Annotated in this window: 16 protein-coding genes; 7 read left to right on the top strand and 9 right to left on the bottom strand. The window is 62.5% G+C overall.

Annotated features, from left to right (window positions below; translation table 11 throughout):
- Positions 1-4: 4 nt before the first annotated feature.
- Both WD767_03610 and WD767_03605 read right to left on the bottom strand, forming a co-directional pair.
- Positions 5-610: a DsbA family protein gene (locus WD767_03610; GenBank protein ID MEX2615162.1), complete on the bottom strand. Its 606-nt coding sequence runs from the start codon at positions 608-610 to the stop codon at positions 5-7.
- A gap of 96 nt (positions 611-706) precedes the next feature.
- Entirely contained in the window at positions 707-1237 is a 531-nt protein-coding gene (locus WD767_03605) for a DciA family protein (GenBank protein MEX2615161.1), read from the bottom strand.
- Positions 1238-1276: 39 nt separating this feature from the next.
- On the opposite strand from WD767_03605, the gene mutY reads away from it, so the two are divergent.
- Positions 1277-2365 (top strand): A/G-specific adenine glycosylase, encoded by a 1089-nt coding sequence (gene mutY, locus WD767_03600; protein MEX2615160.1) that lies wholly within the window; start codon positions 1277-1279, stop codon positions 2363-2365.
- Here mutY and WD767_03595 read toward each other — a convergent pair.
- The 4 genes from WD767_03595 to WD767_03580 form a co-directional block, all read right to left on the bottom strand.
- The gene (locus WD767_03595; GenBank protein ID MEX2615159.1) at positions 2362-3471 is read right to left on the bottom strand and encodes a site-specific DNA-methyltransferase; all 1110 of its coding nucleotides are present in this window, start codon (positions 3469-3471) and stop codon (positions 2362-2364) included. The two genes, mutY and WD767_03595, sit on opposite strands and share 4 nt — an antisense overlap.
- Before the next feature lie 78 nt (positions 3472-3549).
- Positions 3550-4152 carry a ribonuclease HII gene (locus WD767_03590; protein ID MEX2615158.1) on the bottom strand — a complete coding sequence of 201 codons (603 nt, stop codon included), beginning with the start codon at positions 4150-4152 and terminating at the stop codon, positions 3550-3552.
- Positions 4145-5584: a cation:proton antiporter gene (locus WD767_03585; GenBank protein MEX2615157.1), complete on the bottom strand. Its 1440-nt coding sequence runs from the start codon at positions 5582-5584 to the stop codon at positions 4145-4147. The genes WD767_03590 and WD767_03585 overlap by 8 nt, the downstream gene beginning before the upstream one ends.
- A gap of 108 nt (positions 5585-5692) precedes the next feature.
- Positions 5693-6772 carry a PA0069 family radical SAM protein gene (locus WD767_03580; GenBank protein MEX2615156.1) on the bottom strand — a complete coding sequence of 360 codons (1080 nt, stop codon included), beginning with the start codon at positions 6770-6772 and terminating at the stop codon, positions 5693-5695.
- 82 nt (positions 6773-6854) lie between these two features.
- Here WD767_03580 and WD767_03575 point away from each other — a divergent pair, with 82 nt between their 5' ends.
- On the top strand, positions 6855-7541 hold the full coding sequence (locus WD767_03575; GenBank protein MEX2615155.1) for a TIGR04283 family arsenosugar biosynthesis glycosyltransferase: 687 nt from the start codon (positions 6855-6857) through the stop codon (positions 7539-7541).
- A complete protein-coding gene (locus WD767_03570) occupies positions 7538-8134 on the top strand; it encodes a TIGR04282 family arsenosugar biosynthesis glycosyltransferase (protein MEX2615154.1) in 597 nt (198 codons plus the stop codon). Before WD767_03575 ends, WD767_03570 begins: the two co-directional genes overlap by 4 nt.
- Here the strand turns inward: WD767_03570 and moaB are convergent.
- The 3 genes from moaB to WD767_03555 all read right to left on the bottom strand — a co-directional run bounded on the left by moaB (position 8131) and on the right by WD767_03555 (position 11429).
- On the bottom strand, positions 8131-8658 hold the full coding sequence (gene moaB / locus WD767_03565; GenBank protein MEX2615153.1) for a molybdenum cofactor biosynthesis protein B: 528 nt from the start codon (positions 8656-8658) through the stop codon (positions 8131-8133). The genes WD767_03570 and moaB overlap by 4 nt on opposite strands.
- Positions 8648-10477: a lytic transglycosylase domain-containing protein gene (locus tag WD767_03560; protein MEX2615152.1), complete on the bottom strand. Its 1830-nt coding sequence runs from the start codon at positions 10475-10477 to the stop codon at positions 8648-8650. Before WD767_03560 ends, moaB begins: the two co-directional genes overlap by 11 nt.
- Before the next feature lie 124 nt (positions 10478-10601).
- Positions 10602-11429 (bottom strand): uracil-DNA glycosylase family protein, encoded by an 828-nt coding sequence (locus WD767_03555; GenBank protein MEX2615151.1) that lies wholly within the window; start codon positions 11427-11429, stop codon positions 10602-10604.
- A 103-nt stretch (positions 11430-11532) separates the two neighbouring features.
- On the opposite strand from WD767_03555, the gene WD767_03550 reads away from it, so the two are divergent.
- The 4 genes from WD767_03550 to WD767_03535 all read left to right on the top strand — a co-directional run bounded on the left by WD767_03550 (position 11533) and on the right by WD767_03535 (position 17294).
- Positions 11533-13182 (top strand): electron transfer flavoprotein-ubiquinone oxidoreductase, encoded by a 1650-nt coding sequence (locus tag WD767_03550; GenBank protein ID MEX2615150.1) that lies wholly within the window; start codon positions 11533-11535, stop codon positions 13180-13182.
- A gap of 95 nt (positions 13183-13277) precedes the next feature.
- The gene (locus WD767_03545; GenBank protein ID MEX2615149.1) at positions 13278-14972 is read left to right on the top strand and encodes a tetratricopeptide repeat protein; all 1695 of its coding nucleotides are present in this window, start codon (positions 13278-13280) and stop codon (positions 14970-14972) included.
- Entirely contained in the window at positions 14969-15850 is an 882-nt protein-coding gene (locus tag WD767_03540; GenBank protein MEX2615148.1) for a 4-(cytidine 5'-diphospho)-2-C-methyl-D-erythritol kinase, read from the top strand. The genes WD767_03545 and WD767_03540 overlap by 4 nt, the downstream gene beginning before the upstream one ends.
- A 184-nt stretch (positions 15851-16034) precedes the next feature.
- Positions 16035-17294, top strand: coding sequence for a hypothetical protein (locus tag WD767_03535; protein MEX2615147.1), 1260 nt, complete (start codon positions 16035-16037; stop codon positions 17292-17294).
- Positions 17295-17446: the final 152 nt, after the last annotated feature.

Below are 17446 nucleotides of genomic sequence, written 5' to 3'. Positions count from 1 at the left end.
AGACCTAATCTGAAAGTTTCTTCAACAGGTCGTCAAATACCTCATATGGCTGGTTACCGACAATGCGATTATTGTCGCCGATCAGAAATGTCGGCGTGGACTTCACGTCGAACTGCTGATTGGCCGTCAACCGGGTCTGCAACATGCCATCGACAAGTTCCTTGTCTTCCAGGCAGGCCTTGAAATCCTCGCCGCTCAGCCCGCCGAGCTTGCCGATTCGCATCAATGCGCCGAACGGGTCCGGGTCCTGGGTCCATTTATCCTGATTCCGGAACAGGACGTCGAGAAACTGGAAATATCGGTTTGGCGGGGCGCAACGCGCCAGGACGGAGGCCATGAGGCCCTGCTGATCGAAGGGAAAGTCCCTGTAGATCAGCTTCACCTTGCCGGTATCGATGTAATTTTCCTTCAGGTCCGGCAAAACTTCGAGATGAAAATCGCGGCAGTGCGAACATGTCAGCGACGCATATTCAATGATCTCTATGGGCGCATCCGGATCGCCCAGGATCCGGTCTTTCAGCGCATCCGCCGCAGACGGCGGCGCCGCCTGGGCCGTCCCCACGAGGAAGAGGGCCGCAATGCCGGCCAGGCTGGCGAGGATTCGGGTCAAATCGGTCTCCCATTAGGAAATTCCTGTTTATCGCGGGCGAGTATAAAGGCGCAAATATGGCGCTATCAAGGAAGCCAACGGGATTGTGATGCGGCGCTAGCCGGAGTCTTTCCGGCCCGCTTCCCGCTGCAGAATGGCCATGCCGATCCGTTCCAGCACGGCGCGCGTTTCGTCGTCCGTCACCTTGCCGACGACTTCGCGCAAACCGGCCTTGAGCTCAGGATCCGGGACGGCCATGACTGCCGGTTTCCGGCGGGGCGACTGACGCCGGTTCATCGGCGCGTGCACCAGCCGCAGGCGCGCGACGGCGCCGTATCCGAAATGGCTGTTGATCCGCTCGACGATCAGCGGTTCCTGATGCTGCAGCTCCGTTGCAACCCCGCCTTGTACGCGGATATGCAGCACGCCGCCCGTGCGTTCTCCGCGGGAAAAGGCCAGTTTTTCGGGCTGCGACACGGCGGCAAGTTCATGGCCGACGATCGCGGGCCAGTCGGTGATCAGCGACCCTTCGCTAAACCCATGCCTGCCGATCGCCTTCGCCGTCAGTTTCTGCAGCGACGCGGCGACAGGACGAGGCCGGCCGATGCGTTCCGGCGGTTTCGGGTCCGATGTCTTTGGCTGCTTCACGTTCTTTCCACCAACGCCCATCCACTATAGTTATGCCGCATGACGACGCCGCACGATACCGCTGCCGCAAATGCGGTCAACGACCGCCCCGGGGCGATTCTCGCCTGGTACGACCGGCATCGCCGCAGCATGCCCTGGCGCGCGTTGCCCGGCGAAACGCCCAACCCTTACCACGTCTGGCTATCGGAAATCATGCTGCAACAAACTACGGTCGCCACGGTTGGCGCCTATTTCCGGCGGTTCATCGAACGCTGGCCGGACATGACGGCGCTGGCCGCAGCCGACCAGGACGACGTGCTGCATGCCTGGCAGGGACTGGGATATTATGCCCGGGCGCGAAATCTGCACCGCTGCGCCGAAACCGTTGCCGCCGAACGCGAGGGCATACTGCCCGATACGGAAGCCGAACTGCTGACCCTTCCCGGTATCGGACGGTATACCGCCGCCGCGGTCGCCGCCATTGCCTTCGGCCGCCGGGCCACTGTCGTCGATGGGAATGTGGAACGGGTTATGGCGCGGCTGTTCCGCGTGCAGACCCCGCTACCCGATGCCAAGCCGGAGCTGTATGCGCTGGCGGAATCGCTGACGCCGGACGAACGGCCCGGAGATTACGCGCAGGCAGTCATGGACCTCGGCGCCACCATATGCACGCCCCGCAATCCGCAATGCCTGATCTGCCCCTGGTCGGAAGGCTGCGCCGGGCGCGATATTGCGCCCGAACTGCCGCGCCGCGCCCCCAAGAAGCCACGCCCCCTGCGCCGTGGCATCGTCTTCTGGCTTACGAATTCGAATGGCGCGGTACTGCTGCGGCGGCGGCCGGAAAAGGGGTTGCTCGGCGGCATGATGGAATTTCCCTCGACCGAATGGCGCGAGGGCGCGGTTGTCGATATCGGCGCCGCGCGACGGGAAATCCCGCTGCCGGCGGCGGACTGGCGGCAACTGCCCGGAATCGTTGAGCACGGCTTCACCCATTTCCGGCTTGAACTGACGGTTCTGACGGGTACCGCCAATGGCAGCGCGGGAAACAGTATGCTGTGGTGTCCGATCGACCGGCTCGGCGGCCAGGCCCTGCCGACACTGATGAAGAAGGTCGTTCGGCACGTCAGGGACGCCGACAGCGAACGTTAATGCAGTTCGGCCCGCAATTTCTGGCGCAGCATATCGATGGCAATCGGCTTGCCTTCCACATTCAGGCACCAGAATGTCCAGCCGTTGCAGCTTGGCGCGCCCTGCACCGCCGCACCGACCTGGTGGATGGAACCGCGATGATTGCCGCGATGATCCGAGGCGACCACCGAACCGTCGGCCCTGACCCGCGCCGCCCAGCGCTTGCACGGGCTGGTCAGGACATCGCCCGCGGACAGCAAGCCGCGTTCGACCAGCCAGCCGAAGGGAATTCGCGGTTCGCGGCGCTTCGACGGCGTTTCGAGCAGGGCGGTGTCGCCCGGCGTCGGCGTTTCCGCGATTCGCCTTCTGGCCACCTGTGCATAGGTTTCCTCGCGTTCCAGTCCGATAAAGCAGCGGCCCAGGCGCTTTGCAACGGCGCCTGTCGTCCCGGTTCCGAAAAACGGATCGAGGATCACATCGCCCGGATTTGTCGAGGCCAGTATCACCCGGTGGAGCAGGGATTCGGGCTTCTGCGTCGGATGCGCCTTGTCGCCGTTCGAATCCTTCAGCCGCTCATGGCCGGTACAGATCGGGATAACCCAGTCGCTACGCATCTGGAGGTCTTCGTTCAGCGCCTTCATCGCTTCATAATTAAAGGTGTAGCGCGAATCCTTCGACTTGGAGCACCAGAGCATCGTTTCATGCGCATTGGTGAAACGCTTGCCGCGGAAATTCGGCATCGGGTTGGTCTTGACCCAGACGATGTCGTTGAGGACCCAGTACGACAGGTCCTGCAGCGTGGACCCGACGCGATAGATGTTGTGATAGCTTCCGATAACCCAGAGGGTCCCGTCCTTTTTCAGGATGCGCCGCGCGGCGGTCAGCCAGGCACGGGTAAACCGGTCATACTCCGCGAAGCTGTCGAACTTGTCCCACTGCTCTTCGACACCGTCGACCCGGGAATTGTTCGGCCTGTGTAAATCGCCCGCCAACTGCAAGTTATAGGGTGGATCCGCAAAGACCACATCGACCGATTCTTCGGGAAGACTATTCATCAACTCGATGCAGTCACCCAATAGAATCTGATTAAGCGGAAGTTTACGCGGGGATTCATTATGCTTTTTCATGCTGAGAACATGATTCAAGCGATTCTACGCGTCAATACTCAATTTTTGCCTAGTAATTATATTACCATATATGGTGTTTTACTTGATTCGTGACGCTATCGGTTTGAAGCTGCGCCGATGGTGGATAGTGACGCCAAGCCGGTCGAGACCGTCGCGATGCGCCGCCGTGCCATATCCCTGGTTGGTTTCCCAGCCATAGCCGGGGAAATCCGCGGCAAGTCCGGCCATGATACGGTCCCGCGTCACTTTCGCGACAATCGACGCCGCCGCGATGGATGACGACAGGGAATCGCCCATTACGACGGTCCGCACGGGACAGATCAGGTCCGGCGCGCGGTTGCCGTCAACCAGGGCAATATGCGGCGGGGCCGCCAGCGCACCGACGGCGCGGCGCATCGCCAGCATTGTTGCGCCCAGAATGTTGAGTTCATCGATTTCCGCCACGCTGGCGATGCCGAACGCGATGGTCGCATGGCGCAGCAGACCGACGAAAAGCCTTTCGCGGACGGCGGCGGACAACTTCTTCGAATCGTCGAGCCCATCGATAAGATCACCCGGCATTGTCGCGGGGTCGAGAATTGCGACGCCGGCAACGACAGGACCGGCCCAGGGGCCACGGCCGGCCTCGTCCACCCCCGCGACAATGCCGCCTGCGGCGGCTTCCATAGTCAGATCAGGCATCGTCCTTCAGTTTGTCCCGCTCTTCCTCATGCGTCCCGGCCGGCGTTTCGGATTCGCCGCCGTCCGAATGGGGTACCGTCGACGAGTTTTCGGGTTTCGGCGCCGCCGGAATGACCGTTTCGCCCTGACCGGCGATTTTCGCACCGCTCCTGCGATGGAACAACCACTGCGTGCCGCCGGCGACGGCGGCGGCGACGATTTCACCGATCCGTCTGGTGAACCGCCATTCGCGAAAATAGATGAGCCGCAGCAACCGGCGCAGGCCGACGGGCCGCTGGGCCGCACGATGGTGCAGGCGCCGGGCCGCGTCGAGCCAGAGGGGGCTGGTCACCAGCGACAATACGGTCACCGCGACAATCATGCGGTAAACTTCTGTGTTGATGACATCGCGGTTGATGGCCGCGCCGCCGATGACAAAAGAAAACTCGCCGATTTGCGCAAGAACGAGACTGGATAGAAAGGCCCGCTGGATCGGTTCGCCCATGAAACGCAGGACAAGCGTGTTCAAGATCGTCTTGAATCCGGCGATGAACAGCCAAACCAGGATCACCACCCAGATATTTTCCCACAGAAACTCCAGATCGATCAGCAACCCGATCGACAGGAAAAACACCATCAGCAGGACGCTTTGAATCGGTTGCGCCGACTCGCTGACAATGTGGCGCTGGCGGCTGCTGCTGACCAGCAGCCCGGCGAAAAACGCGCCGAAGGCGGGCGACAGTCCGATCAGGCCGGCGACTGCCGCAAAGGCGAAACACCAGGTCAGCGCCGCCACGGGCGTCAGGTCCATCCCGCCGGCGGTGACCGCGGCAAGCGGAAGGTTGATCCTGCGGCGGCGACTCAAAAAGATTGTGGCGCCCGCCAGCAGGGCAACGGTCAGGGATATCTTGAAGACGACAGCGCCCGGATCGCTATCGCCGGCAAGCGCATCGACCACGAACAGCATCGGCGCGACCGCAAGATCCTGGGCGACAAGGATACCGACCGTGATACGCCCGACGCGGGTTCGCAATTCACCGATTTCATCCAGCATCCGGATCGCGACGGCGGTGCTGCTCAACGCCAGCACAAAGCCGAACAGCACCGCATGCGACGCGGGCCAGCCGAAATACCGGGTCAGCGCCAGCACCAGCCCCACGCTGACACCGATCTGGATGAGCGCGCTGAACACGGCGATGCGCCAGGCGCGGCGGAAATTGCGCAGCGACATTTCCATGCCGATGAAATACAGCAGCATCAGCACGCCGAGTTCCGCCAGCGCCCCGACCTGGGTCCGGTCCGATATCAGTTGCAGCCCTGAAGGGCCGAGCAGGATTCCGGCAAGGATATAGCCGACAATCGCAGGCTGGCCGAGGCGCGTCATCAGCGTGCCGCAAAGCGTCGCCGCGCCGGCAACGACCGCAATCCCCGTCAGTTCAAGTCCCGCATCCATGGAACCGTTATACATGCAACGGATTGGTAAGGGATTATTTTCACTTTCTGTTTCAGACAAATGATGCAACGCCCCATCGCGGCCAGGGGCCGCCGGCCGAATCGCGCGCTACAGCAGGGTTAGCTGGTCGCCCGTCGCCGGCGGCGGCCGGAACCGATTTGAATCGAGGTCGAAACGCCGCCTGTCGAGGCCGAGTTTGCGCCGCGCCAGTCGAAACCGTGTCGCCAGCAGGTCGGCATAGACGCCGGTACCGCGCGTCCGCAAACCCCACCGGGAATCGTAATCGGCGCCGCCGCGGGTATCGCGGACCAGCGACATCACCCGCGCCGCGCGGTCCGGAAAATGCGCCTCAAGCCATTCCACAAACAGGTCGCGAATTTCCAGTGGCAGGCGCAGCAGCGTATAACCCGCACTGGTCGCGCCGGCCTCCGCCGCTGCCGCAAGGATCGATTCCAGTTCGGCATCGTTCAGCGCCGGAATCATGGGCGCGGCAAGAACGCCGACCGGCACGCCCGCTTCGCCGAGCGCCCTGATCGCGGCGAGCCGCCGACCCGGCGTCGCTGCCCGCGGCTCCATCTTCCGCGCCAGCGTGCGGTCGAGCGTTGTCACGGAGAGTGTCACCATGGCGAGCGACTGTCCGGCCATCGGCGCCAGTATGTCCAGGTCGCGCAATACCAGCGGGGATTTGGTCACGATTGCCACCGGGTGTTGGAAATCGGACAGGACCTGCAAGATGCGGCGCGTCAGCTTCAGGTCTTTTTCGATCGGCTGATACGGATCCGTATTCGCGCCCAGCACGATGACGGCCGGGCGATAGCGTGGATTGCGCAATTCCTGCTCCAGCAATTGCGGCGCATCGGGCTTCTGGAACAGTTTCGTTTCGAAATCGATGCCCGGCGACAGGCCGTAATAGGCGTGGGTCGGCCGCGCAAAACAGTATATGCAGCCATGTTCGCAACCGCGATACGGGTTTATCGAGCGGTCGAAGGGAATATCCGGCGATTCATTCGTCGCGATGATCCGCCGCGCCGCGTCCACCCCTACAGTCGTGCGCAACGGCGGCAACGGGTCGCCATCGCCGTCCCAGCCATCGTCGATTGCCACCCTTTGCTGCGCCTCGAATCGCGGCGTCCGGTTGGAGACCGCGCCACGGCCCTTGCGAGGGATATCCGGTATCTTCGAGTCCATGAGGCATTATGGAACAAAACAGGAACTTTTCAAGGCGATTCTGTATTGCCGTTTGTACCGCATTGCGTCATAACGGTTTCTCATGGGTGAACTGAGTATCATAATACCAACCCTGAATGCGGCGCCGCACCTGCGGAACAGCCTGCCGCCACTTGCCGCGTTTGAGGCAATCGACCTGGTCCATGAGGTTATTTTCGCCGATGGCGGATCGGGCGATGACACGGCGGAAATTGCGGAAGCGATTGGCGCCATTCACGTGAATGCCGAAAAAGGCCGGGGCATGCAGCTTGCCGCCGGCGCTGCGATGGCGAAAGGGCGATGGCTGTTGTTCCTGCATGCGGATACGCGCCTTGCCGCCAACTGGCATGAAGCGGTGCGGGATTTCGTCGGGGTGCCGGAGAACAGTCGCCGCGCCGGATATTTTCGCTTCCGGCTTGATGACGACAGCCTGCGTGCCTTCCTGCTGGCCAAGGTCGTGGCCTGGCGCGCGCGCGTATTCGGACTCCCCTATGGCGACCAGGCATTGCTTATTTCCAGCGACCATTATCGCCGGATCGGGGGATTCCAGGCAATCCCGCTGATGGAGGACGTGGCACTGGTCCGCCGCATCGGACGCCGTAACCTGTCGCCGTTGAAGCCGGACGCCGTTACCTCCGCGGAGCGCTACAGGCGCGATGGATATTTTTTGCGGCCGATCCGGAATTTCCTCTGCCTGATTCTGTTTTTCCTGGGGACGCCGCCGCGGGTCATCGCCAGAATATACGGGTGAAAAAGACCCTGGTCATATTCGCGCGGGCGCCGCGCCTCGGCCGGGGCAAGCGGCGGCTCGCCGCCGGTCTTGGTTCCGTCGCCGCCTGGCGGTTTCAGTGCTGGGCGCTGGATCGGGTTATTCGGCGGCTTTCCGGCGACCGCCGCTGGCGCTGCGTCATTGCGGAGACAGGGGGCCCGGCAAGATGGCCCGCAAACCTGCGCCGCATTACGCAAACCGGCGGCGACCTGGGGCGGCGCATGCACCACGCGATGCGCGGGCATGAAACCGGGCCGGTGGTACTGGTCGGCACCGACGTACCGGATATCGCGCCGCATCACATCGCCGACGCCTTCAGCGCCCTGGGCCGGAACGATGCGGTGTTCGGCCCGGCGGCGGATGGCGGCTACTGGCTGGTCGGATTGCGGCGGCCGGCATCGACGAAAGTCTTCACGGGCATCCGCTGGTCGACCGGGCACACGCTTGCGGATTCGCTGGATCGGCTTGGCCAGCGTCAACGCCACCATCTGCTGGAAACCCTGCCCGACATTGACGACGCCGGATCCCTGCACCGCTGGCGCGTGGACCGTAAACCGCATAGCCGCCGAAACTAACGTTCCTGCAACCGGGGCATCAGTTCGACGAAGTTACAGGGACGAAAGCGGTTATCGAGCTGGTTGGCCAGGATTTCATCCCAGCCGTCGCGGCAGGCGCCGGTCGATCCCGGCAGCACGAACAGATAGGTGCCTTTTGCGACCCCGGCATCGGCGCGGCTCTGTATCGTCGAACTGCCGATCTTCTGGTAGCTGATCCAGCGAAACAGTTCGCCGAACCCCTGGATTTTCTTTTCACAGACCCGGTCGAGCGCTTCCGGCGTGACGTCGCGGCCGGTGACGCCGGTGCCGCCCGTGGAAATCACGCAGTCGATTTCGGGGTTGTCGATCCAGGCCCGGAACCGGGTCTCGATCAGCGCCGCGGCGTCCTTCACGATGGCCCGGTCCGCCAGCACGTGCCCTGCCTGCTGCAGGCGCTCCACCAGCGTGTCGCCCGAACGGTCGTCCGCTTCGGTCCGGGTATCGGAAACCGTCAGGATGGCGATGGATACGGGCAGAAAGCGCCGCTTTTCGTCAATCGGCATGGCTCTCGCTCTGGGTTATTGCTTCGTCAAAGGGGATATAAACCGGCCATTCGCCCGCGGCAACCGCCTCCAGCGACGGGACGTCCTGGCCGAGGCGCAGCCGGTAGACCCAGAAATTCGTCAGAACCCGCTCGATAAAATTCCGCGTTTCCCGGGCGCGGATGCTTTCGATGAACAACAGCGGGTCATCGCGGTAATCCACCTGCCGCTGCCATTTGCGGAGATTGCCCGGCCCCGCATTATAGGCAGTGGCCATGTAGAAGAGATTGTCGCCGATGGCGGGGTCGTCGATCAGGTGCTGGATGTATTTCTGACCGAGCGACATATTGGTTTCCGGATCGTACAGGTCACGGCGCCCGCTAAATGCCGCGTCGCCACGGGCGATGAACCGGGCCGTCGCCGGCATCAACTGCATCAGCCCCGTCGCGCCCGCCCTGCTTCTGGCATTTGTCCGGAACCGCGACTCCTGCCGCATGAAGGCCAAAAGCAGCGCCTTGTCGAGCGCGTACCCGCCCTGCGGTTGCCAGGCCGGCACCGGGAACAGGGCAGCGTCATATGTTTCGCCCTGGCTCCGCTGCATCCGGCTTCCGAGACGGATGGAAACATCGGGCAGGTTCGCCTTGCCGACCAGCGCCAGAAGAACCCGCGACAATTCGGGTGACGGCGCACCGGTCAGGCGTTTCAATTCGCTTTCCGCCAGAACCGACTGACCGACTTCCAGCAGGGCAAGCGCGCGCTTCGCCGCCGGAATATGCTGCAAAAGGTCTATTTCAACAGCGCCCAGGGTCGGCAGGTTCCAGTTGAAGGGAACGGCGTCATCGAGCGCCTGAATGGCCAGCAGGCCATAGAATGTCTGCGGGAATTGCGCCGCAATGCGCAGCATAGGCGTCACGTTTTCCGGTTTACGGGCCTGCAGCCATGCCCGCGACGCCCAGAAAGCCGCCGCGGAACGCGCCCATGCGTCGCCGGCGCCCTTATCCTGCGCCAGCGCGGCAAAATGCGTCGCCGCAGTCTGGTATTCCCCAAGCCGCCAGGCCGCCAGCCCGGCCCACCAATAGCCATCGGGCACGGACAGGCCGGACCGCTTGACCGCCCGTTCCGCAAGGGACAGGGCGTCAGCATTCTTGCCGGCATGAAAATAGCCGCGCGCGATTATCGCAAGATTGTTATCGAACCCTACCGGATCGAGAATGCGCCGGAATTCCTTCGATTCAACCAGCTTTAGCGCCGCGCTGGGCCGTTCGCGCCGCACGAGGCTCTTGATCCGGTTCGTCGCCTGCCGGATGGCGATGTACTGCTTCCGGCTTAGCCGCCTGGAATCCTGTTCCGCGGTTCCGGTCGCGGCGGCGGCGGCCACGCTGCTGACGGAAACCGTCACCGGTTTCTTCGGGGCCTTCCAGTTTTGCGGCTTGCGGCGGAGCGCCAGGGCATAGATCGCCGGCGCGCCGGGATGATCGGCATATTTGTCCAGCCAGCCTTTCAATTCGGCATATCTGGAGCGATAGGCGGTGGGGTGCATATATCGCTGATACAGCACATGCCCCATCAGAAGGTTATCGGACAGTTGCGCGATAAGTCTGTCGGCAGCGGACCATCTGCCGGCTTCCTGAAGCCGGAAAATTTCCTGGTATCGCGCCGTATCGGCAAGGTCGATAACCCGCGGCGCCGTTGCTTCGGGATTCTGCCCGTCACCGCCGCGCGGCAGCGATGCGGTTTCGAGCGCGGCCGGATTCTGCGCCGTAACCGGCGCCGCCCAGCCCGTGAACAGGCCGAGAAACACAACCGAAAAAAGCCGAAACCCACCGCCGGAACGTATCATTTCACCCCTTGGAATGCCGGCCCGCAGGCATATCGCGGCGACCCCACACTCTGATTATTATGCCATATTTCCTAACGATTTTTTTTCAGACCCGCAAGCAACCGGAAATCCGCGATACCTGTCCCTATGCGCCAGGTCCCGCCAGCCGGGACTTTATTGCCAGGAAGTCGCGCCACACTTCGCGTTTCTGGCCGGGAGAGCGCAACAGATAGGCCGGGTGGAAGGTCGCCATCGCCGGAATCGGCGTCTCCAGCCCCGGGCAGGTGAAGTCATACCACTTGCCGCGCAGACGCATGATTCCTTCCTTGCGGCCGAGCAACGCCTTGGCGGAAGCGCCGCCGACGAAAACCAGCACCTTTGGCCGGACCAGCGCGATATGGCGCTGCACGAAGGGCATGCAGGCGGCCACTTCCGCATCGGTCGGATTGCGGTTGCCCGGGGGCCGCCAGAACAGGACATTCGAAATATAGGCGCTGGCGCGATCGCGGCCGATGGCTTCCAGCATGCGATCCAGCAGTTTTCCGCTGGCGCCGACAAAGGGAAGGCCCTGCCGGTCTTCCTCCGCGCCGGGGGCTTCCCCCATGATCATCAGATCCGCTTGCGGATTGCCGTCGGCGAACACCATGTTCGTCGCGGTCTGCTTGAGCGCGCAGCCCTCGAACGCCGCGACCGCGGCGCGCAATTCAGCCAGGTTTCCCGCCTTTGCCGCGGCATTGCGGCTTTCCGCCACGCCCTGGCTGGGCGCCAGCGGCGCCGGCGCGGATTGCCGCGCCGTCGGCTCAACCGGTTTGGCAGTCCGGACAGGCAGGGTCGGCGCAGGCGCCTGTCGCGCGGCAAGCTGCGCCGCCGATTCGGCGTACCGGTCGACCGGCGCATCGAGCACGGCTTCGTCCGCGCCCATCGCTATCGACCAGCGCAATGCATCCAGAGGCGAGATTGTTCCCATTGGCATGACAAGCGAGCCTGTTTGTTTCGTGCGACATTGTCTACAAAACCCCGCCACTTTGATATAGAGAATGGCGCGTAACAGTCGGGAACAGGCAAGAGGACAGAAAATGGAACGCGAATCGATGGAGTACGACGTGGTTATCGTCGGCGCCGGACCGGCCGGACTGTCGGCAGCGATACGTCTGAAGCAGCTCGCGGCCGCGCAGGAACGCGACGTCGAGGTCTGCATCCTGGAAAAGGCATCGGAAGTCGGCGCGCATATCATGTCCGGCGCGGTGCTGGAGCCGCGCGCCCTGAACGAACTGTTTCCGGACTGGAAGGAAATGGGCGCGCCGCTGAACACGCCGGTCACCGATGAAAAATTCATGTTCCTGACCGAAACCGGCGCCCTGTCCTGGCCGACCGCCCTGCTGCCGCCTGTCCTGCACAATCACGGGAACTATATCATCAGCCTGGGCAATCTTTGCCGCTGGCTGGGTGAGCAGGCGGAGGCGCTGGGCGTCGAGATATATCCCGGCTTTGCCGCCGCCGAGGTTCTGTATACCGGCGACGGCGCGGTACGCGGGGTCGCGACCGGCGACATGGGCATCACAAAGGAAGGCGAACAGGGCCCGAATTACCAGCCGGGCATGGAACTGCACGCGAAATACACGTTCTTCGCCGAAGGCTGCCGCGGCAGCCTGGGCAGGGAACTCATGACAAGGTTCGATCTTCGGGCCGATTGCGAACCCCAGACCTTCGGGCTGGGCCTCAAGGAATTATGGGAAATCGAGCCCGAAAAACACCAGCAGGGACTGGTGGTTCATACCGCCGGCTGGCCGCTGGCGTCCGATACCTATGGCGGGTCCTTCCTGTATCACCTGGAGGACAATCAGGTTGCCGTCGGCTATGTCGTCGGGCTTGACTACAAGAACCCCTACCTGTCGCCCTACGAGGAATTCCAGCGCTTCAAGACGCATCCGAAAATCCGCGAAACATTCGAAGGCGGCCGCCGGATTGCCTATGGCGCGCGCGCGATCAATGAAGGCGGCGTGCAGTCGCTGCCGAAACTGACCTTCCCCGGCGGCGTGCTGATCGGCTGCGAGGCCGGCACGGTCAATGTTCTCAAGATCAAGGGCAGCCATACGGCCATGAAGGGCGGCATGCTTGCCGCGGAGGCCGCATTCGATGCGCTCGCCAAGGAAGACGCGGGATATGACGAACTGACCGCCTATGCGGACGCCTTCCGCGATTCCTGGATTTACGAGGAACTCTCGCGGGTCCGGAACTGCCGGCCCGCGTTCAAATGGGGGCTGCTCGGCGGGACGCTATATACCGGAATCGACCAGGTCGTGTTGCGCGGCCGGGCGCCCTGGACGCTCAGGCATGGGCATGCCGACCACGAAACGCTGATCAAGGCGTCGGACGCGCAGCCGATCGGCTACCCGAAGCCCGACGGCGTCATTTCGTTCGACCGGCTTACCAACCTGGCGTTTTCGGCCACCAATCATGAAGAAGACCAGCCAGGGCACCTGAAGCTAAAGGATGCGTCAATTCCGGTGGACGTCAACCTCGCGCTCTATGATGCGCCGGAACAGCGATACTGCCCGGCGGGTGTGTATGAAATCATCCGGAACGACGACGGTTCCAACCCGCGCCTGCAGATCAACGCCCAGAACTGCGTTCACTGCAAGACCTGCGATATCAAGGATCCGACACAGAACATCGTCTGGGTCACCCCGGAAGGCGGCGGCGGTCCGAATTATCCGAATATGTGACCCTCAAAACCCTCTATATTGGATTCGGCCCCGGGAGGCCTATCTTTAACCTGCCAGACCGGACCGGAACCCGGGTCAGTATTGGAGAACGCACGATGCCGATGACATTTCGCAAGGTTCGAACCGGGTTGCTGGCGGCGGTTTCAGCCGGAAGCATCCTGATTCCCGTCGCAGCAATGTCGAATTCCGAATTTGGCAAATTCCTTGCCGGTCAGCACGCGGAGGCACTGCAGGACACCGAAAACGCGGCAAGCTTCCTGCTGCATGTCCTGGAGGAAAACCCCGACGACCAGAAGCTGCTGCGCCGCACCTTCGTCCTCGCACTGACGGGGGGACAGATGGAATTGGCGATTTCCCTGGCCAGACGCATCGACGAATCCGGCGGCCAAATGCCCACCGCGGATCTGCTGCTCGGCGTCGAACTGCTCCGCCAGGGAAATTTTGAGGCCGCGCGCGACAGGTTCGACGCCATGCCGCGCAACGGTCTAGCAACCTATTCGGCGCCGCTCGCGCTGGCCTGGTCCCTGGTCGGGCTCCAGGCCGTCGATCAGGCGCTGGCCGCGCTGGCGCCGCTGGACAAGGAAAGCGGCTTCGACGCCATGCGCGACCTGCATACCGCCCTGATCAGCGAGGTTGCGGGTCGGAATGCGGCGGCGGAAGCGGCGTATCGAAAAATTGCCGACCCTCTCGACGCAGCCCCCATCCGGGTTGTCCGGGCCGTTGCCGCCTTCCTCGAACGGAACGGCCGCGCCGGGGAAGCACGCAATATCTACGAGGGCTACCTGCGCCGCGACCCGCGGAGCCTTGTCATCCGCGGGGAGCTTGAGCGGCTTAATGCGGGTGGTCCCGCAACACCGCTCGTCGACAGTCCCGCCGACGGCATGGCCGAAAGCCTGTTCAATATAGCCTCCGCATTGCCGCGGGACCGCGCCGGGAATATCGCCATCGTTTACGCGCGGCTCGCGCTGTACCTGCGACCCGAATTCGAACTGGCGCGGCTGCTGATCGGCGAATTGATGGATGAGGAAAAGCAGCCCGAAATCGCCAACGCCATTTATGCGTCAATCGACCAGTCGTCGCCCTATGGCTGGTCGGCGCGCCTGCGGATCGCCGATAATCTGGCTGACTTGGGCGACGTGGATCAGGCCGTGTCGATCCTGGAAAAAATGGCGGCGGAGCGGATGGAACGGACCGACGCGCTGATCCGGCTCGGCGGCATTCTGCGCAGCAAGGAACGCTATGCAGAAGCGGTCGGCGCATACGACCGGGCCGCTGCGCGTTTCACCGAGGCCGATTCAGGAGACTGGTTCTTTTACTATAACCGCGGCATTGCGCTGGAGCGGTCGGATTTGTGGCCACGGGCCGAGAAGGATTTCCTGAAGGCGCTGGAGCTGCAACCGGATCAACCCTATGTCATGAACTATCTGGGGTATTCCTGGGCTGAAAAAGGCATGCATATGGACCGGGCGCGCGCGCTGATCGAAAAAGCCGTGGAACTGCGCCGCAATGACGGCTTCATTGTCGACAGCCTGGGCTGGGTCCTTTACCGCCTCGGCGACTACACGGAAGCGGTAAGGCAGCTTGAACGGGCCGTACGGCTGCGGCCAAGCGACCCGGTCATCAACGATCACCTGGGCGATGCGTATTGGCGGGTCGGCCGGAAACTCGAAGCGCGGTTCCAGTGGCAGCATGCGTTGGACCTGAATCCGGAGGAATCCGAAATCAAGAAGATCCAGCGCAAGCTGACCAACGGCCTGGATGACGAGAACGCAGACAGTTCGGGCGGATGAGCGGCCATCCGGCAGGCACGGCCGTCGTTTCGGCGCCTGCGAAAATCAATCTTTACTTCAATGTCATCGGGAAACGCCCCGACGGCTATCACGTGGTCGACAGCCTGATCGGATTCACCCGGCTGGGCGACGTTCTCGCCATTTGCGACAGCGACTCGCTGGATGTCGTCTGCGACGGCCCCTTCGCAGGAAAAATGCCTTCCCCCGACCGGAACCTGGTGTACCGTGCTGCGCAGCGTCTCGCGGATGCCGCCGGCGTTTCCGCCCGCGCCCATATCGCCATTACGAAAAACCTGCCTGTCGCCTCGGGGATCGGCGGCGGCTCCAGCGATGCCGCCGCCGCCATGAAGGGGCTTTCCTCGCTCTGGAGGATTCCCGATGGCGCAGTGAATCTGCCCGAAATCGGCCTCGCGCTCGGCGCGGACCTGCCCGTCTGTCTGCTGGCGCGCACGGCGTTCGCGGGCGGTATCGGCGAGGTGCTCGAAGACGCCCCGGCGCTGCCGCCTGCCGGTATCCTGCTCGTCAATCCGGGAATCGGGGTTGCGACCGCATCGGTTTTCGGCGCGCGAAAGGGCGATTTTTCGCCGCTGAACCGGCCGCAGCGTTCTCCCGGGGACATTGCCGGCCTGGCCAGCATGCTCGCGGAACGGGGCAATGACCTGACGGATGGCGCCATACAGCTATGCCCGGCGATCCGCACCGTACTGAGGACCCTAGAGAAGACTCCGGGTTGCCTGCTGGCCCAGATGTCCGGTAGCGGCGCCACCTGCTTCGGCCTGTTCGCGGACGCGGCGGCGGCAAGACGCGCCGCAGAGACAATCCCGCATGACGGCTGGTGGGTTGCGCCGACGGAACTGACGGGTAGCCATTCGGCCTGACGCGTCCCGGTATCGGTCCACGCCACGTCTGACCGGGTTGCAGAAATTGCCGGTAAAAAAAGTAACAACTTTTCACTGTGTTTATTTTGAATTTGTGAGGCCGAAGACTATTCTCACAGCCGCTTCTGCAACAAACCGTTATCGCGACTCGATTGGGTCCGCGACCTGGTAGGGCAATAGCCGTATGTTTTACGTATCGACCTGGGGAGGCACCGCATCGGGCTGGTTCGCGCGCGCCATGTCCTTGCATCCCGAAGTTGTCTGTTTCCAGGGGACCCGAAGCATCCCGCCCTACCCGGCGGGAATCATGCCCGACATGGAGCCGGACGCGTTCGCCGAGGGCCTCCATCAGCTATGGGGCACCAGCCGGCATACCAAAATATTCGGCGCGACCAACGGCTTTCACGGTCTTGCGATGAAGACCGCCATCGAAGAAAGGAATGGAACCTTCGCGTCGGCAGTTCGCCATCCAATCATGCGGATACACGGACTCTATTGTCACTATGCAACGACCGTGACCGATGCCCGGCTTGAGGGACCCGACGTGTACAGGCCGTTTCGTGAAGATATGAGCGAATTTGCGGAACTGGAACTCGTGGACCAGACGTTCCGGCTGAAACCGTTTTCCAGGGAATTCCTGATGATGGCGTCGCCCACGGTCAAATATGACATGATCGCGATCCGCAACCTGCCCCTTGAGAACATTATCCGGTTCGAGGAACTGACGAGGAACCGCGAATACTTCGCGCAATGCTTCCGTATGCTTGTCGGCCGTTTCACCGACTATGCTGCCAGCCTGTATGACAACCCCGATACGCGGGTGTCAGTCGGCTATTTCGACATGAAACCCGAACCGACCGAGGCTTACCTCGATACCGTCTTCAACCAGCCGCGCTACGGGTCCAAATCGCGCGGCATGGACCTCAATACGCCAGAGGAAGTGTTCGACGCCTGGCCCGATTTCTACAAGTTCCTGTTCGCAATGTGCCTCAAGGCCGAAGGCGGGATAACCGCCGTGGAGGATTACCGCAAGCTTGGATATAACCTTCCCGAAGTATACTCGAAGATCAACTACCCGCGCCTGTCCCCCGCTATCTGGCGAGCTGTCGCCGGGTATGACGGGACAATCGACTCTCTTCTGACCCGTGACGCCCTGCTCTGCGAATGCATCGAGAAAGAGGTGGCCTTGCGGACCACGGCGCTTCGGGCGGAGATAGAGACGGCCCGTGCGGAGACGAAAGCAGCCGAACGGGAAGCAAGCGCAGCAAGGGAGCGCGCTGATGCGGCGACGGCGGAGGCCATTGCGGCCAGGGCGATCACCGACCTTGCCAAAGGCGAGGCCGAGACGGCAAGGGCGGATCTGGATGCCCTTCGGACTGACAATTCCTGGCGCATTTCCGGACCGTTTCGCGCCCTCGGTCGTCGTCTGCGCGGATCGGATTAAAGCGGGAGACTGTCACGATCCGACAATCCCGAAATAATCAGCGCCGACCGGACGGTCGGGTGCGGTTCGGTATTTTGCATCTGTTCGCGGTTGCGGGCATTCCGCGATGAGCATACATTCCCGTTGCGCAATCAGGAACAATTTGTGAATGG

This window comes from Alphaproteobacteria bacterium (assembly GCA_040905865.1).
Taxonomy (GTDB): domain Bacteria; phylum Pseudomonadota; class Alphaproteobacteria; order UBA8366.
Note: the sequence above shows the minus strand (reverse complement) of the source record. Positions and strands in the feature narration are given on the sequence as shown.